This window comes from Pseudomonas versuta (assembly GCF_001294575.1).
GTDB classification, from domain to species: Bacteria; Pseudomonadota; Gammaproteobacteria; order Pseudomonadales; family Pseudomonadaceae; genus Aquipseudomonas; species Aquipseudomonas versuta.
Genome location: NZ_CP012676.1, coordinates 232,013 through 254,770, shown reverse-complemented (window position 1 = coordinate 254,770; position 22,758 = coordinate 232,013). Strand labels below are relative to the sequence as shown.

The following is a 22,758-nucleotide window of genomic DNA, read 5'->3' as shown; positions in this document are numbered from 1 at the left end:
GCACGTGAATCTAAAACTGCTGTGGGAGCGGGCTGCCCGCCCTCACCCTTTGATGAGTAGCCGCCAGTCAGTGATGGTCACTGTTGACTTGCACCAGCACTTTTCGGGTCTGCTCGGGGTGGTTCTCGATCATCGCGATGGCCGCCGGCATCTCATCGAACTGGATGCGATGGCTGATCATTTCCTGAACCTGCAACTTGCCACTGGCGATCAGTTCAATCACCCGCGCGAACTTGCGGTTGTTGAGGCGCGAGCCCACCAGCGTCAATTCTTTCTTGATCATTTCCAGCTGCACCAGATCGGTGGGCGTGGTGCTGAAACCGAGCAGGCCGATACGGCCCGCAGGCGAGGCCAGACGCACCATTTGCGGCATCAGCGCCGGAATGCAGGCAGCATCGACAATCAGCGGCACACCTTCGCCCCCGGTCACTTCTCGCATCGTCGCCTCGACATCGACGTCCTTGCCATTGAGGGTGCGGGTGGCACCCAGAGAGCGTGCGTTGGCCAGCCGCTCGTCAATCACATCGGTCACGGTGATATCGGTCAGCCCCAAGGCACGGGCCATTTGCACCAGGGTCAGGCCGATGACTCCGGCGCCGTAGATCAACAGGCTGTCGCCGGGGTGCGGCTGCATGCGATCGAGCACGTTGAGGGCAATGGAGTAAGGCTCCACCAGCGCGGCATGGCTGAGCGACATGCTGTCCGGCAGGCGATGGACATTGCTCTGCGGCACACACACCTGCTCGCTGAAGCCGCCGTCGCGGTGCACACCGATCACTTGCAAGCGGGTACACACGTTGGGCCGATTGATACGGCAGGGGTAGCAAGTGCCGCAACTGATAACCGGGTCGATACACACACGGTCGCCAACCTTGATGTGCTCCACGTCTGCGCCAACTTCACTGACCACGCCGGAAAACTCATGGCCGGTGACCCGGGGGAATTTCACGAAGGCGTTCTGTCCGTGAATGATGTGCAAGTCCGAGCCGCAGATGCCGGCGTAGGCCACATCGACCTTGACCTCGCTGCGTCCCGGCTGCGTGGTCGCGACCTGGGCCAGGCCGAATTCAAAAGGTGCTGTTACTTGAAACGCTTTCATCGGATAACTCCTGCCCGGACGCAGCGTCCAGATTTTTATAGTTATTAAACAGTCGTGCAAAAAGCTTTCGATGCCGCTTACCAGTGCCAGAGCGTGCCGTCTTCAAGGCGATTGACCGGCAGGCTTGCCCGTTTGTAGGGGTACTCGGCGGCCAGTTCTTCATCAATGTCCACGCCATGCCCCGGGGTTTCACCGGGGGTGAAATAACCGTCTGCAAAATGGTAGGCGTGAGGGAAAACTGCGTCGGTCAGCGGGTCGTGGGGCATGTGCTCCTGAATCCCGAAGTTGGGCACCCAGGTATCGAAATGCAGCGCTGCGCCCATGGTCACCGGCGACAGATCGGTGGCGCCATGGAAGCCGGTGCGCACTTGATAGAGCGCGGCAAAATCGGCAATGCGCCGCACATGGCTGATACCGCCGGCGTGGACCAGAGTGGCGCGGATGTAGTCGATCAGTTGTTCCTGAATCAGCTCGCGGCAGTCGTGAATCGAATTGAACACCTCACCCACCGCCAGCGGCGTGGTGGTGTGCTGACGGATCAGGCGAAAGGCTTGCTGGTTCTCGGCCGGGGTACAGTCTTCAAGCCAGAACAGATTGAACGGCTCCACCGCCTTGCCCAGTCGCGCGGCTTCAATAGGCGTGAGGCGATGATGGACGTCGTGCAGGATGTGCAGGTCGTCGCCAAATCGCTCACGCACGGCTGCGAACAGCTTGGGCACATGATTGAGGTACTTGGCGGTGTCCCACACATGCTCGGCAGGCAGATCGCTGTCGGCCGGTTCATAACGCTCGCCGCTGCGTTTAGCGACGCCATAGGTGGTGGCGATGCCCGGAATCCCGCATTGCACCCGTACCGCCTTGTAGCCCAGTTCCACATGGCGGGCGACTTCTTCCAGGCAACCGTCAATGTCCTTGCCAGTGGCGTGGCCGTAGACCATCACCCGTTCGCGGCTCTTGCCACCGAGTATCTGGTAGAGCGGCATGTTGGCGGCCTTGGCCAGGATGTCCCACAGCGCCACGTCTACGGCGGCAATGGCGGTCATGGTCACCGGACCACGGCGCCAGTAGGCACCGCGATACAGGTATTGCCAGATGTCCTCGATGCGCCGGGCATCACGGCCAATCAACGCGGGCAGCACGTGCTCCTGCAGGTAGGCGACCACCGCCATTTCCCGGCCATTCAAAGTGGCATCACCAATACCGTAGAGACCTGAATCGGTGACGATCTTGAGGGTAATCAGGTTGCGACCGGGGCACGTGACAATCACCCGCGCTTCAATAATTTTCATTCGATCAAGCCTCGGCGACAGAAGAAAAAGACGGCATGTGCAGACTCGGCATGGCTGCCACGGGGATCAGCGCACCTTGATGCTGAACCACCCGGGCCGCCAGTTGGTGCCCCCAGCGCGCAGCCAGTTGCGGCGGGCCGCCCTGCAAGCGGCACGCGAGGTAAGCGGCGCTGAAGGAGTCACCTGCCGCGGTGGTATCGACAATCCGCGGCACCCGCTCGGCGGGCACCTCGAAACGCCCGGCCGCGCACTGGATGACACACGGCGCTGCACCACATTTGAGTGCCACTTCGCCCACCCCGAACCCGGCATAGGCCTGGAACAGCGCCTCGTGATCGGCATAACCGAACAGGGCGACGTCGTCTTCCCAGGTAATCAGGGCCAGATCTGTGAGGCGCAGCATGTCGCTGTAGACCTGGCGCGCAGTCTGCGTATCAGGCCACAAATGAGGACGGTAGTTATTGTCGAAAACGATGCGGGTGCCTGCCTGGCGCGCCTGGCGCAAGGCATCCATCAGGCGCTCGCGGCCGCCGGGCGTGAGAATTGCCAGGCTGATGCCGCTCAGATAGACATAGTCGTAACCGGCCAGCGCCTGCAGTAGCGCATCCGCGTCAGGGCCGTCGAATACACGCCGGGCTGCGGCTTCGCCACGCCAGTACACAAAACGTCTTTCGCCCTGTTCATCGGTCTGGATGAAGTACAGCCCCGGCAGAGCATCCTTGATCACACGCACATGCTGGTCGCCAACGCCTTCGTCCCGCCACAACTGGCGCATGGCGACGCTGAAAGAGTCCGCGCCGATGGCGGTTATGTAGTCCGTAACCATCGCGCTACCCGCGCTCAGACGAGAGAGGTAGACCGCCGCGTTTAGCGTGTCACCGCCGAACGTTTGGGTGTATAGCGCGTCCGGTTCAGCGCGCATCTCGATCATGCACTCGCCTACCAGCGCCACCCGAGGGGGACGGGCTGAGGGGTACTGCCCAAGCGTTACCGTCATCAGTGCGCGCCTTGTTTTTATAGGGGTCGCTTTGCGTGAGTGCAGCATGTGTCGCACTGCACATTTATTATTTTCGAAACGGCGTTTCATTTAACTCTTTGAGCCCGAGTTTAATCAGATTTCATGCACCGTCAAGAAAAATGAAACAGCGTTTTGATTCCCTCGGGTATATCCTTGGGTTTTTAACATTTGCGTTGGAGCCTCCATGGACAACAGCACCACCCAGAACAATGAACTGGTCTCGGCCGTAGGCCGGACCATGGCCGTGCTTGAAGCCCTGGCCGAGCATCCCGAGGAAAGTGGCGTTTCCGAAATCGCGCAAAAACTGGAGATGTCAAAAAGTACGGTTTACCGCTTTTTGCAGTCACTCAAGGCGCGTGGCTATGTGGTCCAGGATGCCGAGGACCGCTACCGGCTCAGCGTCCGGCTCTTTGAACTGGGGGCGCAGGCCCTGCCCCATCTGGATATCGTGCGCGAAGCCGAACCGGGTATGCGCCGCATCAATGAATTGACCGGCGAGACCGTACACCTGGGCATCCTCGACGAAGGCAGCATCGTCTACGTGCACAAAATCGACTCCAAATACAATCTGCGCATGTACTCGCGTATCGGTCGGCGTGCACCGCTGTACTGCACGGGCATCGGCAAAGTACTGATGGCCTGGCTGGAAGAAGATGAGTTGCTGGCGCATTTGCAGGAAGAAAGTTTCGAGCGCCGCACAGCCAATACGCTGACCAGCATCGAGGACTACCTCAAGGAACTGGCATTGGTTCGAGAACAAGGCTATGGCGAAGACCATGAAGAGTTCGAAGACAACATGCGTTGCCTGGCAGCCCCCATCAAAGACCGCTTCGGCCACGTCATCGGCGGCATGAGCGTGTCCTTTCCGTGCTTCCGCTTCCGCGAAGAACTGAAACAGGACTACGTCAAACAACTGATGGAGGCGTCACAACAAATCTCCAGCCAGCTGGGATGGCATCCGCAGTAGTGGCTAGAGCCATCGTGACAGCTCCCGCTGGCTCACGATGGCAATAGCATCGCCCCGACAAATACGAATAAAACTCATATGCAATATTGATCTGGAGTGGGATAAACTGCGCGCCGCCAACTGTCTGCAAGGACTCGACCGTGTCTGCCTCCCGTACAAGGATCGTCATGTTTAAACGCGCAATCACCCTCGCCTTTTGCAGCCTGTTACTTGCAGGCTGCCAGTCTGACGGCATCGCCGGCGACCCCTTGAACCCGTCCGCTGCGACACTCACGCCTGCGCAAAAACAGCAGCAGGTGCAAGACCGTGCAACTTTTGAAGCGCTGACCATCAATGTGCTGCGCAGTGCGGGTTATCGGGCCAACACCAACGACCTGGATGGCAGTTTCAATTTGCTGATCAAACTTGACGAGAAGAGCCAGGTCATTGGTTGCGAGACTCAACCGAACAAGCAGTTTGATCGCAAGATCTATCCTTACAACCCGCACCTGGCCAACGATCTGCTGTCGATCTGCTGGACATCGGTTCTGCCCAGGGTGCCGTTGTCGCTGATTGACCCCAAGGAAACAACCACCGATATCGTGGCGCCGGTCGCGGTTTTTCCACTCAACGGATTAAGCCCCCAGGACCGTAGTGCCCGTGCACTGATGCTGCAGGATCAGGCGCAGAACGATTTTCTCTTCAAGCAGCTGTTCGCAGCTCAGCCCATCGAGAGCATCGGGATCGCAACGCTGCTGGTGATGAGCGACAGCAGCGGCCATGTAAAGGAATGTGCAGCCAGCCTGGACCCGCATGTTCTGCGACCCTCCGAGTTCAAGCAGGATGACGCCTTGCTCGGCGGCCTGATCTCACGCTGCAAGCACTTGGACCTGAACGCCATGCCGGGCTTCACCCCTAACGCCCAAGGCATGACCAGCGTGTTCAAGCGGATTGAATACACCCCCTGGAAAGCCGGTCTTAAACGTTCATGAGCTTTGCCGCAATGGCATTCCAGCCCGCGGGCTCGTTGATCATGCTTTTATAGTCATGCTCCGAACAGAACAGCCCTTGGAACGTATGTTTGGCCATGATTTCTTTAATGATCAGCGTCGCCGGGCCCAACCCGGTGTTACCGGTCCGGGCGTCGAGTGCCTGACTGCGTACCTGGGAAGTTATTGCCGCGCCCAGCATCATTTTTCGTTGTTCAAGCTTTTCGATACTGTCCGTTCGAAAAGCGGTACTGACATTAAATTCCGCCATTGTTGTGCCATGGCCCTTTTGTTCAAGAAATGCCGCCCATTGCAACTCCATTGCCGCGATTTTGCACAGGGCTGCATATTTGTTGCTTACCCCTTGCCTGGCCAGTTCAAGCTGCACGTTAATCATGATCATGGGGATCTTTCCGACCAGACCGATGCCGGTAAATGAGAGCAGAGTCGAGGTGGTAGACAATGCGGTTTCTGTTCCCCGAAATGCCAGCTTTACGAGCTTTACTTCGATAGCCAGTTGCAACCACTTAATGGCATCGCCGACTTGTTCGTCGCCTATTGCAAAGGGTTGATAGGCCGCGAGCAATCCTGAAAGCCTGCGCAGATGTATCGCTGTCGAGGTGGTTGCAGAGGCGTGCCGGGCAACTGAGAAGGGGGCGGGAACTGGTGAGATGGCAGGGGCCAATGCGGCCAGTCCAAGACCGGTAGAAGCCACGCCAAAACCCTTAAGATTGCGATTGGCAAGCATTTTGGCTGTTTTAGGGGAGGGTCCGCAATTGCCGTCTTTGACAAAGTAAGGGTTGAGCTTCAACCCGCTGACGGCACAGACTTTCATATAGCTTCTTGCAAGGTTTATGGCTGACATTCCCGGATGTATACCGCTCATTCCGGCAAGAATGGCAAATAACATGTCCTCTTTAGATTGTTCTGTTTGCGCTGTTTCACGTACTTGTTCTGCTAGGGATCCGTACATTTTTTTATCTCCACGACCGGGCATCAGACAGGATTTCACAGGTAATTAATCCGCAAATGTCTTTGCTGTTTATTGATAAAAAACAAACAGCGGTACCTGCTGCCTGAAGCAAGTACCTCCTTGACGGGACGGGCCGGTAAGTTTGCAAACACTCTTGCGGAGTGATTTGCCACGTGTGCCATTTTTTAAATAAAACCAGCCTGCGGGCACACTATGGCAATGACTCCTAGCTGTCTTTAGGATATTTCCTAGTTAAAATCCTAATGCCGGACGGGTAGCAAAACTGCTCTTGCGAATATTGCTGTGTAGTGCCCGGAGCCAGCGTCACGCGCCCTGAGCGCGCTCAATCGCAAAGTTGCTCCACGACTGGCTAACGGGCATCAGTTCAAGGCTATTGATATTGATGGACTCGATAAAAAGCTCGCTCCTACAGAGGGGCGAGCGTTTGCAGCGGTTTTATCGCGCCAGGCCGCGCAACAGGGTTACGGTCTGCTCGAGCACAATGCTCATCAACATGGCATAACGCTGCGGCGTCAGCACATCCCAGTCCAGGGCCTTGAGCGAGCTGTTACGGGTCAGGTGGAACGGCAGCAACTGCCCGGTCAGGGCCATGGAGCGCAGGATGCATTCCTCCTGGCTCGCATTGGGGCCCATCAAGCGCGAGATGATGCCGCTGGTCACGCCAATAAGACGATGGCCAATACGCTGGCTAATCACTTCTTCGCCCGCACTCGGGCCTAACCCGGCCTGCTCGCGCGCGTAAAATTTGCGCCAGCTGTTGGTCCGGTTAGACACCAGCATGAACTCGGCAATTTTGCTCTGGATCGAGCAAAAGGTTTCAATCAGTTGCTCGGTGTCGGGCCGCGCCCCCAACTGCGCCTGAGCCTGTTCGATGGTCGGCGCCAGGAAGGCCCAGATCTGTTCCACCATGTCTTCGATACAGGCGTTGTAGAGCCCTTCCTTGCTTTTGAAATAGTAATTGAGCGCAGGGGCATTGACCCCCGCCAACTCGGCAATTTCACGAGTCGATGCCCCCTCGTAGCCCTGCTCGCCAAACAGCGTCAACGCCGCTTCGATAATCCGCGCACTGGTTTCATCGCCACAGCTGTAGCCGCCTTCGCTGGCTGGTCGGCGCCGGTGAATAGTGCTCATGGGGTTCTCCTTGATCGATGAAGACGCGAGTGTGCCTCAATTTATATCGGTTGACATAATTTTACCGATCGCAATAATTGTTACAACTGCTAACAATTGAGACAACCATGACCGCACATCAGCCGCTTGAACCACCCACTCAACTGCAGCAACCGCGCAAGCCGCTGAAAACAATGCTCCTGGCTGGACTCGGTCTGACTGCGCTAATCGGCGCCGCCCTGCTAGGGGCTCACTGGTGGAGCGTCGGGCGCTTTATCGAGAGCACCAACGATGCCTACCTGCAGGCAGACAGCCTGAGCGTGGCGGCCAAGATCTCGGGCACGGTGAGTGAGGTGTACGTCAGCGATAACCAAACTGTCAGCGTCGGCCAGCCTCTGGTGCGGCTCGATGGGCGGCCGTATCAGGCGGCCCGGGAGAAGGCCGAAGCAGCCATCCGTGCCGCCGAAGCCGACATCGCCCGGGGCGAGGCCGAGCTGGAACAGCACAGCGCCTCGATTGCCCAGGTGCAGGCGCAGCTCGAAGGTGAAACGGCCAACGAGCAATACGCCGCCGCCCAGGTACAACGCTATGCGCCACTGGCCCGCAGCGGCGCCGAAACCCACGAGCGCATGGCCGAGCTACGCAATGCCCTGCGCCAGGCCAGTGCCCAGAGAGCCGCGCAGGCGGCTGCTTTGAACGTAGCGCAGCGCCAGTTGCAGACCCGCCGTGCCACCATCGAACAGGCCCGCGCACAGTTGGCCAGCGCCCAGGCCAGCACCCGCCAGAGCCAACTCGATGAGCAGGACACGCTGGTCTACAGCACGCTGGCCGGACGCGTCGGCAGCCGTTCGGTACGCGTAGGCCAATACCTGCAACCCGGCACGCGGCTGATGAGTATCGTGCCGCTCAATGAGCTGTACCTCACCGCCAACTTCAAGGAAACCCAGATCGAGCGCATGCACCCCGGCCAGTCGGTGGCGGTGCATATCGATGCCTGGCCGGATACGACGTTCGAAGGTGTGGTCGAAAGCCTGTCACCCGGCACCGGTTCGCAATTCGCGCTGCTGCCTTCCAACAATGCCACCGGCAACTTCACCAAAATCGTGCAGCGGGTGCCGGTGCGGATTCGTCTGCAAGCCGCCCCTGATACCTCGATTGAGTTGATGCCGGGGCTGTCGGCCACGGTCGATGTCGACACTCGGTGCCCCCCCGTCGCCGCAGCACAACCCCGTGGCTAACCCCGGCGCTGGTGTCGCAGCGTTCAACCCGCCCCTGACCAATGCCAGCACCAGCGACTGGATTGTGGTGATCGCAGGCGCCCTGGGTGCGTTGATGGCCACCCTCGACATTTCGATCACCAATGCTGCGCTGCCGCAGATTCAAGGGCAGATCGGCGCTTCGGGCACTGAAGGCACGTGGATCTCGACCGGCTATCTGATGGCTGAAATCGTCATGATTCCGCTGACAGCCTGGCTGACCCGGGTGTTCGGTCTGCGCAATTTTCTGATCGGCAACGCGATCCTGTTCAGCCTGTTTTCAATCCTCTGCGGTCTGAGCGAAACCTTGCCGCAAATGGTCATCGGCCGGCTTGGCCAGGGCTTCGCCGGCGGCGCCATGATCCCCACCGCGCAAGTGCTGGTGGCGACCCGCTTGCCGCGCCATCAAATGCCCATCGGCATGACCATGTTTGGCCTGATCGTGCTGCTCGGGCCGCTTCTGGGGCCGGTGCTGGGCGGCACCCTGACCGAGAACTTCAGTTGGCGCTGGTGTTTCTTTCTGAACATTCCGGTGTGCGCACTGCTGCTGGTCATGCTCAGCCAGGGGCTGAAAAAAAGCCCGGCTGACTGGCAGGCGCTGTTCAAGGCTGACTGGCTGGGGATTATCGGCCTCACGGTGGGCCTCAGTGCCCTGACCGTGGTGCTGGAAGAAGGCAATCGCGAGCGCTGGTTCGAGTCCACTCACATCATCGTCCTGAGCCTGCTGGCCGTCGCCGGGATTGCGCTGTTGCTGGTGGCGCAGCAGCTGACGAAAACGCCGATTGTGCGCCTCAAGCTACTGCTCAACCCGCGCTTTGCCAGCGTCATCGCGATTGTCTTTGTGGTCGGCTGCGGCCTGTATTGCGTGGCTTTTTTGCTGCCGCAATTTCTCAGCAATATCGCAGGTTTCAACGCCCAGCAATCGGGTGCGGTGATGCTGATGTCGGGTCTGCCGGCCTTTGTGATGATGCCGATTCTGCCGCGCCTGATCGGCCGCGTGGATACCCGCATCATGGTGATGCTCGGCCTCGGTTGTCTGGCCGGCAGTTGCCTGCTGGCCATGGGGCTGACCGCCGACAGCGTAGGCGACAGCTTTACCCGCACCCAGCTGTTGCTGGGGCTGGGCCAGGTGATGGCGATGATGCCGCTCAATCAGGCGTCCATGAGCTGCGTGCCGGCCCATGAAGCCGGCGAAGCAGCCGGTATCTACAACATGGCGCGCAACCTTGGCGGCTCGGTGGGGCTGGCCCTGCTGGGGACCTTTATCGAGCGGCGCAACAGTTTCCATGACGACACCTTGCGCGATGCCGTCACCGTGCAATCGGTCGAAGCCCAGACTCACCTGGCAGCAGCCACCCAGGGGTTTTTCGCCGCCCATGGCGACCTCGCCCATGCCCGGCTTCAGGCCCTGGGCCAACTGGCCAGTGAGATCCAGGTGCAGGCGCAAGTGATGACCTACAGCGAAACCTTTTATGGACTGGGCATCGCGTTGCTGCTGTGCCTGCCCATCGCCCTCTTTCTGAAAAAGCCGCCTGCCGGTACGCCTTTGAGCACAGGACACTGACCATGATTGCTTGCAAGCCCTTGAGCCTGTTGTGGCCACTGCTGCTGGCCGGATGCACCCTGGGCCCGGATTACACCAGGGCGCCCGACAGCCAGGTGCAAGGCCAGGCATTTCAACGTCAGGTGCCCGGCACGCTGGCACGTACACCCGGGGTTGCCGACTGGTGGCGCGGGCTCAACGACCCGGTGCTCAACCAACTGATCGACAGTGCCTTGAACAACAGCCAGGACGTGCAGGCAGCGCAAGCCCGGCTGCGTCAGGCCCGCGCCGGGCTGTCGGAACAACGCAGCGATGCACTGCCCAAAAGTTCTGCCACCGCCGCAGCGCTGTATAGCGGATCGGGGGCTAAAAATACTGCGGCCAGCCATCTGTACCTGAGCGGCTTCGATGCCAGCTGGGAGCTGGACCTGTTCGGTGGCAAGCGCCGGGCAATTGAGGCTGCCAGCGCCGAAGCCGACGCAGTGAATGCCGACCTGGCCGATGTGCAGGTGCAACTGGCCGCCGAAACGGGCCAGGCCTATATCGGCCTGCGCGATCAGCAACAACGGCTGCGCATTGCCCGCCAGTCCGAGCAGCTGGAACGCCAGTTACTGGACTTTACCGAGCAGCGGCTAAACCGCGGCACCGCCTCGGAACTGGACCGCGAGCGCATTGCCACCCAGGTCGAAACCACCCATGCGGCCTCTATTGCGCTGGAGCTGGAAGTGATCGAGTCCCTTGATCAACTGGCCCTGCTCGGCGGCCTGCAGCCCGGCGCCCTGGACACCCGCCTGAGCACAGAGCAGGCTCTGCCCGCCCTGCCGGCAACGGTCAATGTCGGTGATCCGGCGCAGTTGCTGCAGCGACGCCCGGACATCCGCGCCGCCGAACGACGCCTGGCCTCAAGCACGGCACAGATCGGTGAGCGCCGGGCCGCGGCCTTCCCCAAGGTCAGCCTGTTCGGCTCTTTGAGCTTCAGCGCCAGCGAACCTGGACACTTGCTGCGCAAAGACAACCTGAGCGGGCTGGGGGTGCCGTATCTGCAATGGAACTGGCTGGATTTTGGGCGCGTGCGGGCGCAGGTCAAACAGGCCGAAGTCGGACGCGACGAAGCGCTGGCCAACTACCGCAGCAGCGTGCTCAGTGCCCTGCGTGACGCCGATGTGGCACTGGCCCGTTATGGCAATGAGCGCCAGCGCCGGACCACTCTGAGCCGCGTCGAAAGCAGTGCCGTGCATGCCTCGCAACTGACCGAGCAACGTTATCGCGCGGGCACCAGCAGCGTGCTCGACTGGCTCGACGCCGAGCGCACCCGTTACCACGCAGAGCAGGACCGGATTCACAGTGACGGGCAACTGATCAAGGACTACATAGCGCTGCAAAAGAGTCTTGGGTCAGGGTGGCGTTCCGCCGACTGACACAGTGGTATCCATGCGCTCCAGCCAGCATGATGAACTGTTGCAGGTTCAACTGTGCAGCGCCTTTGTCACCGCCATGCCGGAGGGGCATTTACCCGGCGGTACGCGCCAGGGGCCCAAAAAAAAGCCCCGCGCTTCTTTCGAAGGCGGGGCTTTTTCTATCTGGCCAACTCAGTGCGCGTAAGTCAGTAGCAACTCGGACGGCACTTTGAAATCCAGGGACATCATGACGCTAAGCGCGGTGATGGTGAAGATCGAGAACACGAACAGCTTGCGTGCCCAGACCTTGTCGTCGACCGCCTTGTAACCGGTCCACGCCATGTACAGCCAGTACATGCCCATCGCGGCAGCCACAGCCATGTAGCTCATGCCGGCGTAACCGCCGAGGGTGAGCATCAAGGTCGCGATCAGGAACGCGAGGATGTAGAGCAGGATGTGCTTCTTGGCAACCTTGATCCCGCGCTTCACTGGCAACACCGGAATCGATGCGGCCAGGTAATCGTTGAAGCGGAAAATCGCGATGGCGTAGGAATGCGGCATCTGCCACAGGCTGAACATCACCAACAGGGTCAGTGCGGCCATGTCGAAGTTATTGCTGACTGCGACGTAGCCGATAACCGGCGGCATTGCACCCGACAGACTGCCTATCAGCGTGCCGTGAACCGACTTGCGCTTGAAGTACAGGCTGTACAGACCGACGTAGATCACGAAGCCGATCGCCGCGAACAGTGCCGCCAGCGGGTTGGCTACGCGATACAGCAGTACCAGGCCGGCAACCCCCAGCAAGGTGGCGTAGATCAACGCCACGTTGAGGGAGATCAAGCCTTGTACCAGTACGCGGTTCTTGGTGCGGTCCATCTTGATGTCGATGTCACGGTCGATGCAGTTGTTGAACACGCAACCCGACGCGACCACCAGTGAGGTGCCGATTACCGCGGCCAGGAAGAGGGCAAGATCAAAGTGCCCCTTCGAGGCCAGGAAGAACCCGCCTGCCACAGAAAGCACGTTACCGAAAATGATCCCCGGTTTGGTGATTTGGATAAAGTGCTTAAAGGACATCGGGTCTTACCTCACTTCGCCATCATTTCGGTGTGGATGCTGAACATGATCCACAGGGACAAGCCCACCAGCAGCACGATAACCATCGCGGCAAATACCAGCGCCGTGACGTTGTTGCGTTGCGCGGCCGAGCGGTCCAGGTGCAGGAAGTACACCAGGTGAACGACTACTTGCACCACGGCGAACAACAGCACGATCGCCAGGGTGGTCATTTTCGGCAGGCTCGGGTACATCACCAGGCCGAAAGGAATGACAGTCAGGATTACAGACAGGATGAAGCCAATCGCATAGGACTTCACGCTGCCGTGGTTGGCGCCGTCGGAATGTGCGTTAGCCATTACAAAGTCCCCATCAGGTAAACAACGGTGAATACGCAGATCCACACCACGTCCAGGAAGTGCCAGAACAGGCTCAGGCAGCTCAGACGGGTCTTGTTGGTCGACGTCAGGCCATTTTTCTGCACCTGGTACATCATGATCGCCATCCAGATCAGACCGCTGGTCACGTGCAGACCGTGGGTACCGACCAGGGTGAAGAACCCGGACAGGAAGCCTGAACGGCTAGGGCCGTAGCCTTCGGAGATCAACATGTGGAACTCGTTGATTTCCATGCCGATGAAGCCGGCACCCAGCAGGAAGGTCGCACCCAGCCAGAACAGCACTTGCTGTTTCTTGCCCTTGAACAACGCCAGCATGGCGAAGCCGTAGGTGATCGAGCTGAACAGCAACAGGGCGGTTTCACCCAGTACGTAAGGCAGCTCGAAGATGTCGTGGCCCGACGGGCCACCCGCTACGTTGTTAACCAGAACTGCATATACCGCGAAGATCGACGCGAACAAAATGCAGTCGGTCATCAGGTAGAGCCAGAAACCGAATACGGTAGTCTCGCCCGCGTCGTGGTGTTCCTCGTGCTCATGGTCGTGACCATGAGCGTGTCCAGCAGTGGTCGCTAAGTTCGACATGGTTTAAGCCTGTTCCAACTTGGTTTCAACACGGGTAGCCGGGATTGCTTTGGCGGCTACCAGACGCTTGTGCTGCTCGGCCTCGATACGCTCAATGGTCTCAACCGGCACCATGTAGCCCTGGTCGTCACGGGCAGCGTGGGCAACGAAGACCACAACAGTGCCTACCAGACCAACGATTGCCAGCCACCAGATGTGCCAGATCATTGCGAAACCGAACACGGTCAGCAGAGCACCCATGTACACACCGGTAGCGGTGTTGTTAGGCATGTGGATCGGCGAGTACTTGGCCGGAGCCTGGTACGCAGTACCGTTTTCCTTGGCTTCGGTGAACGCGTCGATACCGTCTGCTTTTGGCACTACAGCGAAGTTGTAGAAAGGAGGTGGCGACGAAGTCGACCATTCCAGGGTGTGGCCATTCCATGGATCGCCGTGCTCGCAGGCGTTCTCTGGCAGCTTGCGGTCACGAACGCTGACGTACAGCTGGATCAGCTGGCAAGCGATACCGATTGCAATCAAGGCTGCGCCGAACGCTGCAACGTACAGGTAAGGCACCCACTCAGGGTTGGTAGTGGCATTCAGACGACGGGTCATGCCCATGAAGCCCAGTGCATAGAGCGGCATGAACGCAACGAAGAAGCCAACACACCAGAACCAGAACGCTGCCTTGCCCCACTTCTCGTTCAGTTTGAAGCCGAACGCTTTAGGGAAGTAGAAGCTGAAACCAGCGATGTAACCGAATACTGCGCCGCCGATGATCACGTTATGGAAGTGAGCAATTACGAACAGGCTGTTGTGCAGTACGAAGTCAGCACCCGGGATGGCCAGCAGTACGCCGGTCATGCCGCCGATAGCGAAGGTCACCATGAAGCCCAGGGTCCACAGAACCTGGCTGGTGAAACGCAGACGACCTTGATAGATGGTGAACAGCCAGTTGAATAGCTTCACCCCCGTCGGGATCGAAATCAGCATCGTCGCCAGGCCGAAGAAGGCGTTGACGCTGGCCCCCGAACCCATGGTGAAGAAGTGGTGCAGCCAAACCATGAAGCCCAGGATCGAGATCGCGCCGCTGGCGTAGACCATCGAGTGGTGACCGAACAGACGCTTGCCGGTGAAGGTCGAGATGACTTCAGAGAAGATCCCGAATGCCGGCAGAATGAGGATGTATACCTCAGGGTGACCCCACGCCCAGAACAGGTTGACGTACATCATTGGATTGCCACCAAGTTCACTGGTGAAAATGTGGAAATCCATGTAACGGTCAAGTGTCAGCAGTGCCAGGGTAGCGGTCAGGATCGGGAACGAAGCCACGATCAGGACGTTTGCCCAGGTGCAGGTCCAGGTGAAGATCGGCATGTCCATCAGCTTCATGCCAGGGGCACGCATTTTCAGCACGGTCGCCAGGAAGTTAACCCCGGTTAACGTCGTACCTAGCCCCGATAGCTGTAGCGCCCAGATGTAGTAATCCATCCCCACGCCAGGGCTGTACTGCAAGCCCGACAGCGGTGGATAAGCTACCCAGCCGGTCTTGGCGAACTCGCCGACGCCCAGCGACAGGTTGACCAGCACAACGCCGGACACCAGCAGCCAGAAGCTCAGGGAGTTAAGGAACGGATAGGCCACGTCACGTGCGCCGATCTGCAGCGGCACTGCAAGGTTCATCAGGCCGGTGAAGAATGGCATCGCCATGAAGATGATCATGATCACACCGTGAGCGGTGAAGATCTGGTCATAGTGTTCAGGCGGCAGGTAGCCGGGCGAACCCTCAGTGGCCATGGCCAGCTGGGTACGCATCATGACGGCGTCGGCAAAGCCGCGCAGGAGCATGACCATGGCGACGATGATGTACATCACGCCGATTTTCTTGTGGTCGACTGACGTTAGCCATTCGGTCCACAGGTAGGTCCACTTCTTGAAATAAGTGATTGCTGCAAACAGTGCCAGACCACCGAGCGCGATCATGGCAATAGTGACCATGACAATCGGCTCGTGGAACGGGACCGCTTCCCAACTTAATTTACCAAACATCGTTTACTCCTCTGCCCCGGCAGCTGAATGCGAACTCGTGTCCACCCCATCGGTCCCGGCCACTTCTTTCTTCTCGTGTTTCACCGGCTTGCCTGGATTCATACCTTCGTACTTGTCGACGATTTTCTGAAACAGGTTCGGGGTGACCGAGGAGAAGAGCTCAACGGGGTTGTTCTGACTTGGCTTGGACAGCGCTTCGTATTCAGCTTGTTCAAGCTGTTTAGGTGATGCTTTGACTTCACTTACCCAGGCATCAAAGTCAGCCTGAGAAGTCGCGATCGCTTTGAATTTCATGCCCGTGAAGCCAGCACCGCTGTAGTTGGCAGAGATGCCTTGCAGCTCAGCGTTGTGGTTGGCAATCAAGTGCAGCTTGGTCGTCATACCGGCCATGGCGTAGATCTGACCGCCCAGGCCTGGAATGAAGAACGAGTTCATGACCGTGTCGGAAGTAACGCGGAAATTAACTGGAGTGTTGGCCGGGAACACGATTTTGTTGACGGTGGCGATACCCTGTTCCGGGTAGATGAACAGCCACTTCCAATCCATTGCCACCACGTCGATGGTAATCGGCTTGACGTCAGACTCCAGCGGGCGATACGGATCCAGCGCGTGGGTCGACTTGTAGGTCAGGATGCCCAGGGCGATGATGATCAGGATCGGCACAGTCCAGATTACGACTTCGATCTTGGTCGAGTGCGACCATTTTGGTGCGTAAGTAGCCTTGGTGTTCGACGCACGGTATTTCCAGGCGAAGATAAAAGTCATCGCAATGACCGGAACCACGACCAGAAGCATCAGCAGTGTTGCGGTGATGATCAGATTTTTCTCTTCGATCCCGACCTGCCCCACCGGATTGAGCAATGTCCAATCGCAACCTCCCAGCAGCAGCGTGCCGAAAAGTGGCAATAAGCCAAGGAGTCTGGGGTACCTTTTTTTAGTCATCTCACGACCTCTAAAACAGCTTGCACAATGCAGTTGGTTTTTTTCGCCAACACTTCGCCCTGCCAAGGGTTGGCTCTTTTCCGGAATTGCATGTAGCCCTGCACTATCGCCATTTGGCGAATAGGCAAATCCCGGGTTAGCAGTGGTTTCTTATTCGATACGTGGTCAATGGCCTTGTTACAGACCAATTCCATTTGGTGCGGAACTTAGAAGGGTTGCCAGTACCTGGGAGTCGCATGGGACGCCTGTCATGAACTGCCCAGTCGCCCTTCAACTTCCCGCTTGGGCTCAGGGACGAGCAGGCTGGACGTTCAGTGCGGGCGATTGTAGTTAGGTAGCTCCCTATAAACCATGTCTCATCCAGAAATAATTCTTCTCGGCTACGGTAACAATCACTCTCGATTGTTACCTTGCGCACCTGAAAACCTCCCCCTCACACACCTGTAGCACGCCATTGGCACAGCGGGTAAATGCCCCTTTATGGAGCACGCCGGCCGGGCTACCAACCCGCCTGAACGCCCAAATAAAAAGGGCTACAGCGGTTTTTCATGGAGTCACGGTGGAACCTTTTCAAGCCCCCCATGGCTCATCAAACCGATGGCTGCCGCTTCTACCCCACGCGGAGTTTTTTCTGACCCGAATCACTCCCGGCCACAGGGTGCGACCACTTATCCGTGACAATATGTCGCAGTGTCGCACCCCCTGTTTGCGGGGCCTCATCACAGGCTGTTGACATTTGAGCACGGACAAAAAATGCCCCGTACTTCAAGACAGAAGTACGGGGCGATCACTCTGACTCAGGCCGTTTTGTTGCGATTGCGATAAATTCCCAGTGGTACCAGCACGGCGGTCAGCACAAAGGCCACCAGCGCCCATTGCGCTAGTGACAGGCCAAACACCGGCGGGTATGGGGTGGAGCAGAACCCGTCGACCTGAAAGCCCAGCGGGAAGAGGGTCGCCAGCGGCAGACCATCCACGATCGGTTGCAGCACATCAATGCCGCAGCTCACCGCCGGGTTAGCCAGGATAAAGACGTGCCGCGCCGCAGCAACGATCCCGCCGATGGCACTGAGCACCACCAGCACTTCAAACACCGTCATGCTGCGCCGGGTAGGCATCGCCGCACCCATAAAGGAAAAGATCGCGATCAGCAGCAGGGCATAACGTTGCAGGATGCACAGCGGGCAAGGCGCCTCGCCGAGCACGATCTGCATGTACAGCGCGCCGCCGATCAGTGCCAGGCAGATCAGCCCCAGCAGGACCAGAAAGCGCTTCTCCGGGCCCAATCGCATCATGTCATCCGTCATCCCGCATCCTTTTGCCTGAGTATGTAAAACCCGCAGTTTACACCCAGACCTGCCCCTCTGTAGGAGCGAGCTTGCTCGCGAGCTTTATAAACAGCTCGCTCCTACAGCCATGGTTCGCGCCTACAGGGCTGCTGCCGGGCCAAAGAATTCGTAACGGCTTTGGTTCTCAGGCACGCCCAGTGCCTTGAGCTGACGCTTGACCGCTCCCATGAAGCCTTTAGGGCCCAGGAAGTAGGCATCCAGATCACGATCGGCAGGCAACCAGCGGGCCAGTACGTCTTCGGTCAACAGGCCGACGTGGTCTGCCGGCTCGCCCTGTTCGGCGTAGCAATAGAAGCGCTGCAACTGCGGGTGCTGCGCCGCCAGGTCGTCGACCCAGGTACGGAATGCATGCACGTCGGCATTGCGGGCGCAGTGGATAAAGTGGATCGGGCGCTGTGTGGCCAGTGCGGCCTCCAGCATGGGCAGGGTCGGGGTAATGCCCACGCCGCCGCTGATCAGTACCAGGGGTTTGTCACTGGGGGCCAGGGTGAACTCGCCTGCTGGCGGGAACAGTTCCAGGGTGTCGCCGACGTGCAGGCGATCATGCAGGAAGTTCGAGACCACCCCGCCTGCCTCACGCTTGACGCTGATGCGGTAGTGTCCGGCCTGGGCCAGAGCCGACAGCGAATAATTGCGACGCACTTCCTCACCATCAATGATCAGCTTGAGGCCTATGTACTGGCCTGGCGCGCAATCAAGAATCGCTTGCTGATCCACCGGGCGGAAGTAGAACGAGGTGATTTCGGCACTCTCCTGAACCCTGGAGACCAATGTGAATTCACGCCCGCCACGCCAGCCACCGGGCGCTGCAGCCTTTTCGTCGTAGATCGCAGCCTCGGCACCGATCAGGATGTCGGCCAGCTGGTTATAGGCCGCGCCCCAGGCTGCCAGTACTTGCGGGGTTGCGATATCACTGCCCAGCACCTCTTCGATGGCGCGCAACAGGCAGCTGCCGACGATGGGGTAATGCTCCGGAAGAATTTGCAGAGCAACATGCTTGTTGATAATTCGGGCCACCAGGTCGCCCAACTGGTCGAGCTGATCAATGTGCCGCGCATACATCAAGACACCGGTGGCCAGCGCTCGCGGCTGATCACCACTGGCCTGGTTGGCCTGATTGAACATCGAACGGACTTCGGGATGCTCCGAGAGCATCATGCGGTAGAAGTGGGTGATCAAGGCTTCACCGCCGCTTTCGAGCAGCGGCACAGTGGATTTGACGATGGCACGATCCTGAGCAGTAAGCATAAGGTTGACTCCTGAGCACGTAGACTAATACCCGTTACCTATCAGTATTCGTGCCAACTAAAAAACTCTTTAAAAACAATAGTTTAAAAACCAGATTGTCATTATGACCCGCCCTGTACTAGAGTCATATCGACTAGATGAGGTCAATATGACTGCAAAATCGCTGCTAACTGCCCTACTGCCCCTGGTTGCCGACCTGTCCCGGGATCTGCCCGAGGGCGAACGCTACCGGCGCCTGCTGCAAGCGCTGCGTGCCGTGTTGCCGTGCGACGCCGCCGCCCTGCTACGGCTGGACGGCGAATGGCTGGTGCCGCTGGCCGTTGACGGTTTGAGTCTCGACACGCTGGGTCGGCGCTTCAGAATCAGCGAACACCCGCGCTTTGAAGCCCTGCTCAGCAGCCCGGGGCCAACGCGCTTCCCCAGCGACTGCGAACTGCCCGACCCCTATGACGGCCTGGTCGACGGCCTGGCCGAACATCTTGAGGTGCATGACTGCATGGGCTGCCCGTTGTTTGTCGAGGAGCGGCCATGGGGCCTCCTGACCCTCGATGCACTGGATTGCAAACGCTTTGAACCCATCGACCTCGATGACCTGCAGGCCTTTGCCAGCCTGGCCGCGGCCACGGTTAACGTGGCCCGGCGTATCGAGCGTCTGGCGTCACGGGTCGAAGATGAGCAGCAAAAGGCCGAACTCTATCGACAGGCCCACGGCGCACCGAATAAAGAGTTGATCGGGCAAAGCAAACCCCACAAACGCCTGCTCGAAGAAATCGCCTTGGTGGGCGGCAGCGACCTGACCGTGCTGATCACGGGCGAAACCGGGGTCGGCAAAGAGCTGGTCGCCCAGGCGATTCATGCCGCTTCGCCCCGGGCCGAAAAGCCGCTGATCAGCCTCAACTGCGCCGCCCTGCCCGACACCCTGGTTGAAAGCGAGCTGTTCGGCCATGTGCGTGGCGCCTTCACCGGCGCGACTCAGGACCGACGGGGCAAGTTTGAACTGGCCAATGGCGCCAGCCTGTTTCTGGATGAGGTGGGCGAGCTGTCGCTGACGGTGCAGGCCAAGCTGCTGCGCGTGCTGCAAAGCGGGCAGCTACAGCGACTGGGGTCGGATCAGGAGCATCAGGTCGATGTGCGGCTGATCGCCGCCACCAACCGCGATCTGGCTGAAGAAGTACGTGCCGGCCGTTACCGTGCCGATTTTTACCATCGCTTGAGTGTTTATCCGCTCAAGGTGCCCGCCCTGCGGGAACGCGGGCGCGACGTACTGCTGTTGAGCGGTTTTTTCCTGGAGCAGAACCGTTCACGCATGGGGTTGGGCAGCTTGCGCCTGAGTCCGGATGCACAGGCCGCCCTGCTGCATTACGACTGGCCGGGCAACGTGCGTGAACTGGAGCACTTGATCGGCCGCAGCGCACTCAAGGCCCTTGGCCGTTGCAATCCGCGGCCACGGATCCTGACATTGACCGCAGCCGATCTGGATTTGCCCACGACCACCACCGAACCTGCAGTGGTCAAGCCCCAGGCCGTGCCGGACGCCGTGGGCGATTTGCGCCTGGCCACCGAGAACTATCAGCGCCAGCTCATCAGCGCCTGCCTTGAGCGCCATCAACACAACTGGGCCAGTGCGGCCCGGGAACTGGGGCTGGACCGCGCCAACATGGGGCGGATGGCCAGGCGGCTGGGGTTGAAATAACCGTAGTCGCTGACGAGGCTGCGATGGGTTGCGCAGCGACCCCGGGATGCTGAAGGTCCTGCGGCCCTTATCGCAGCCTCGTGCCTCGTCAGCGACTACGGGTTGCGGCAATTACAGAATTCCGGTTTCAGGTCGATAACCCCGTATCACTGCCCCCTTCCAGAAGGTTTTTATGTCATCGAACAACGCTCGCGCAGATTCACTATCGCTTCTGCTGTTCACTTTGCGCAGCGGCAAGCTGATGGCGATCAATCTGTTGAAGGTCAGTGAAATCATTCCCTGCCCCGCGCTGACCAAAATGCCCGAGTCGCACCCCCACGTGAAAGGCGTTGCAGTCCTGCGCGGCGCATCGCTGACAGTGATCGACCTGAGCCGTGCCATCGGCGAACAACCGCTGCTTGATCCCGAAGGCGGCTGCCTGATCGTGACCGATGTCAGTCGCTCCAAACAGGGGCTTCACGTCCAGGCTGTGAGCAAAATCGTGCACTGCCTGAGCACCGACATTCGCCCGCCACCCTATGGCTCGGGCAAGCGCTCGTACATTACCGGGGTAACCCAGGTCGACGGCGCGCTGGTGCAGGTACTGGATATCGAAAAGGTGATTCATGGCATCACCCCCGCCAGGGTTGAAGCCCTCACCGAAGCCCTGAGCCGCGAAGACAGCAAACTGCTGGCCGGCGCCCGGATTCTGGTGGTCGATGACAGTCAGGTCGCGCTGCAACAGTCGGTGATTACCTTGCGCAACCTGGGACTGCATTGCCACACGGCACGCAGCGCCAGGGAGGCCATCGAGCGGCTGCTGGAGCTGCAGGGTACGCCGGAGCAAATCAACGTCGTGGTATCAGACATCGAAATGTCAGAGATGGATGGCTATTCCTTCACCCGTACCGTGCGTGAAACCCCGGACTTCGCACATCTTTATGTGCTGCTGCACACCTCGTTGAACAGTGCGATGAACAGCGAGAAAGCACGCCTGGCCGGAGCCAACGCGGTGCTGACCAAGTTCTCGTCACCAGAGCTGACCCAGTGCCTGATTCTGGCTGCTCGTACAGTTGCCGAGCAGGGTTATTGAGTTCGATGAGCGAGCACTGCCTGCTGTTGCGCAAAGACCTGAGCCATCCCCCGGAGCCAGCGCAGTGGCCAGATGAGTTCACCCTGGTAACGCTCAATGCGGCGCTGCTGCAACCCGTGCATGACTTGCTCGTTCAAGGCTATGCCCAGGGCGAGGGCAGTGTGCCGCCGCTGCAAGAGTGGCAGGACTGCCTGCGCCATGACGCCGAATACGATCCGCAACTGTGCTTTGTGGTTCTGCTCGAAGGCGAGGTAGTGGCGGTTGCCCAGGCCTGGACCAGCGCCTACCTCAAGGATTTGGTGGTGCATCCCCGACAGCAGGGCCGAGGATTGGGCGGTGCACTATTGCGCCATGTTTTTGCAGTTTTTCGCCAACGCAATGAAGCCTGGGTTGACCTGAAAGTCATGGCGCACAATCAGCGGGCCCTGCACCTGTACCAAAAACATGGCATGACGCTGGTTCAACAGCTGGCGCTTTAGAAACTCAGCGCTTGCCCATGGTGCGACGGGTGCCGTGCGGCGGAGCGCCCGGGGTTTTGTCGTGACCGCCCAGGCCGCTTTTCTGGTAGTAAGCCTGGCCTTCAGCCTTGGCCTTGGCGAACTCGGAAGGTTTGAACGGAAAGGTGAATGCAGGAATTACCGGCTTTTTCGGGGTGTCGAGGCCGGTTTCGCTATCGACCTGCTCAGTGCCCACGGCATCAGGAGCGGTCGTTGGTGTAGGAGTAGTCATGAAAGCTCCGAAATA

21 protein-coding genes are annotated in these 22,758 nt (G+C 59.1%); 8 read left to right on the top strand and 13 right to left on the bottom strand.

The genetic code is table 11. The features are described from left to right. Positions 1-67 precede the first annotated feature (67 nt). From AOC04_RS01190 to AOC04_RS01180, 3 genes are all read right to left on the bottom strand, one after another. On the bottom strand, positions 68-1,099 hold the full coding sequence (locus AOC04_RS01190; RefSeq protein WP_060690787.1) for a Zn-dependent oxidoreductase: 1,032 nt from the start codon (positions 1,097-1,099) through the stop codon (positions 68-70). Positions 1,100-1,176: 77 nt separating this feature from the next. Continuing rightward, entirely contained in the window at positions 1,177-2,388 is a 1,212-nt protein-coding gene (gene manD, locus AOC04_RS01185; protein WP_060690786.1) for a D-mannonate dehydratase ManD, read from the bottom strand. Between the two features lie 4 nt (positions 2,389-2,392). Then, a complete protein-coding gene (locus AOC04_RS01180) occupies positions 2,393-3,385 on the bottom strand; it encodes a sugar kinase (RefSeq protein WP_060690785.1) in 993 nt (330 codons plus the stop codon). 205 nt (positions 3,386-3,590) lie between these two features. On the opposite strand from AOC04_RS01180, the gene kdgR reads away from it, so the two are divergent. Then, on the top strand, positions 3,591-4,373 hold the full coding sequence (kdgR, locus tag AOC04_RS01175; protein WP_060690784.1) for a DNA-binding transcriptional regulator KdgR: 783 nt from the start codon (positions 3,591-3,593) through the stop codon (positions 4,371-4,373). A gap of 167 nt (positions 4,374-4,540) precedes the next feature. Further along, complete coding sequence (locus AOC04_RS01170; RefSeq protein WP_060690783.1) at positions 4,541-5,344, top strand: hypothetical protein; 804 nt, start codon at positions 4,541-4,543, stop codon at positions 5,342-5,344. On the opposite strand, the gene AOC04_RS24005 is transcribed toward AOC04_RS01170, so the two are convergent. Both AOC04_RS24005 and AOC04_RS01160 read right to left on the bottom strand, forming a co-directional pair. Then, positions 5,331-6,314: a hypothetical protein gene (locus tag AOC04_RS24005; RefSeq protein WP_171970555.1), complete on the bottom strand. Its 984-nt coding sequence runs from the start codon at positions 6,312-6,314 to the stop codon at positions 5,331-5,333. The two genes, AOC04_RS01170 and AOC04_RS24005, sit on opposite strands and share 14 nt — an antisense overlap. Positions 6,315-6,770: 456 nt before the next feature. Further along, on the bottom strand, positions 6,771-7,466 hold the full coding sequence (locus AOC04_RS01160; RefSeq protein ID WP_060690782.1) for a CerR family C-terminal domain-containing protein: 696 nt from the start codon (positions 7,464-7,466) through the stop codon (positions 6,771-6,773). Between the two features lie 107 nt (positions 7,467-7,573). Here AOC04_RS01160 and AOC04_RS01155 point away from each other — a divergent pair, with 107 nt between their 5' ends. Genes AOC04_RS01155 through AOC04_RS01145 form a run of 3 tightly spaced genes read left to right on the top strand, consistent with a single transcriptional unit; the run spans position 7,574 to position 11,662 of the window. After that, a complete protein-coding gene (locus tag AOC04_RS01155; protein ID WP_060690781.1) occupies positions 7,574-8,683 on the top strand; it encodes an HlyD family secretion protein in 1,110 nt (369 codons plus the stop codon). Further along, positions 8,676-10,265, top strand: a complete 1,590-nt coding sequence (locus AOC04_RS01150; RefSeq protein WP_060696836.1) for an MDR family MFS transporter — start codon at positions 8,676-8,678, stop codon at positions 10,263-10,265. The genes AOC04_RS01155 and AOC04_RS01150 overlap by 8 nt, the downstream gene beginning before the upstream one ends. 2 nt (positions 10,266-10,267) lie before the next feature. Next, complete coding sequence (locus AOC04_RS01145) at positions 10,268-11,662, top strand: efflux transporter outer membrane subunit (protein WP_060690780.1); 1,395 nt, start codon at positions 10,268-10,270, stop codon at positions 11,660-11,662. Between the two features lie 171 nt (positions 11,663-11,833). Here AOC04_RS01145 and cyoE read toward each other — a convergent pair whose 3' ends face one another. The 7 genes from cyoE to hmpA form a co-directional block, all read right to left on the bottom strand. Beyond that, complete coding sequence (gene cyoE, locus AOC04_RS01140) at positions 11,834-12,721, bottom strand: heme o synthase (protein WP_060690779.1); 888 nt, start codon at positions 12,719-12,721, stop codon at positions 11,834-11,836. Between the two features lie 11 nt (positions 12,722-12,732). Then, on the bottom strand, positions 12,733-13,059 hold the full coding sequence (gene cyoD, locus AOC04_RS01135; RefSeq protein WP_003443534.1) for a cytochrome o ubiquinol oxidase subunit IV: 327 nt from the start codon (positions 13,057-13,059) through the stop codon (positions 12,733-12,735). Further along, positions 13,059-13,682 (bottom strand): cytochrome o ubiquinol oxidase subunit III, encoded by a 624-nt coding sequence (locus AOC04_RS01130; RefSeq protein WP_060690778.1) that lies wholly within the window; start codon positions 13,680-13,682, stop codon positions 13,059-13,061. Before AOC04_RS01130 ends, cyoD begins: the two co-directional genes overlap by 1 nt. A 3-nt stretch (positions 13,683-13,685) precedes the next feature. Next, positions 13,686-15,710: a cytochrome o ubiquinol oxidase subunit I gene (cyoB, locus tag AOC04_RS01125; protein ID WP_060690777.1), complete on the bottom strand. Its 2,025-nt coding sequence runs from the start codon at positions 15,708-15,710 to the stop codon at positions 13,686-13,688. 3 nt (positions 15,711-15,713) lie between these two features. Next, the gene (cyoA, locus tag AOC04_RS01120) at positions 15,714-16,652 is read right to left on the bottom strand and encodes a ubiquinol oxidase subunit II (RefSeq protein ID WP_060690776.1); all 939 of its coding nucleotides are present in this window, start codon (positions 16,650-16,652) and stop codon (positions 15,714-15,716) included. Positions 16,653-17,449: 797 nt separating this feature from the next. Next, positions 17,450-17,959, bottom strand: a complete 510-nt coding sequence (locus AOC04_RS01110) for a disulfide bond formation protein B (RefSeq protein ID WP_060690774.1) — start codon at positions 17,957-17,959, stop codon at positions 17,450-17,452. Positions 17,960-18,079: 120 nt separating this feature from the next. Further along, positions 18,080-19,249, bottom strand: coding sequence for an NO-inducible flavohemoprotein (hmpA, locus tag AOC04_RS01105; RefSeq protein ID WP_060690773.1), 1,170 nt, complete (start codon positions 19,247-19,249; stop codon positions 18,080-18,082). A 148-nt stretch (positions 19,250-19,397) separates the two neighbouring features. On the opposite strand from hmpA, the gene norR reads away from it, so the two are divergent. The 3 genes from norR (at position 19,398) to AOC04_RS01090 (ending at position 22,493) form a co-directional block, all read left to right on the top strand. Then, positions 19,398-20,942: a nitric oxide reductase transcriptional regulator NorR gene (norR, locus tag AOC04_RS01100; RefSeq protein WP_060690772.1), complete on the top strand. Its 1,545-nt coding sequence runs from the start codon at positions 19,398-19,400 to the stop codon at positions 20,940-20,942. 172 nt (positions 20,943-21,114) lie between these two features. Then, on the top strand, positions 21,115-22,014 hold the full coding sequence (locus tag AOC04_RS01095) for a chemotaxis protein CheV (RefSeq protein WP_060690771.1): 900 nt from the start codon (positions 21,115-21,117) through the stop codon (positions 22,012-22,014). A gap of 5 nt (positions 22,015-22,019) precedes the next feature. Further along, positions 22,020-22,493, top strand: a complete 474-nt coding sequence (locus AOC04_RS01090; RefSeq protein ID WP_060690770.1) for a GNAT family N-acetyltransferase — start codon at positions 22,020-22,022, stop codon at positions 22,491-22,493. Between the two features lie 4 nt (positions 22,494-22,497). On the opposite strand, the gene AOC04_RS01085 is transcribed toward AOC04_RS01090, so the two are convergent. Continuing rightward, positions 22,498-22,743: a hypothetical protein gene (locus AOC04_RS01085; RefSeq protein WP_029612219.1), complete on the bottom strand. Its 246-nt coding sequence runs from the start codon at positions 22,741-22,743 to the stop codon at positions 22,498-22,500. Positions 22,744-22,758: the final 15 nt, after the last annotated feature.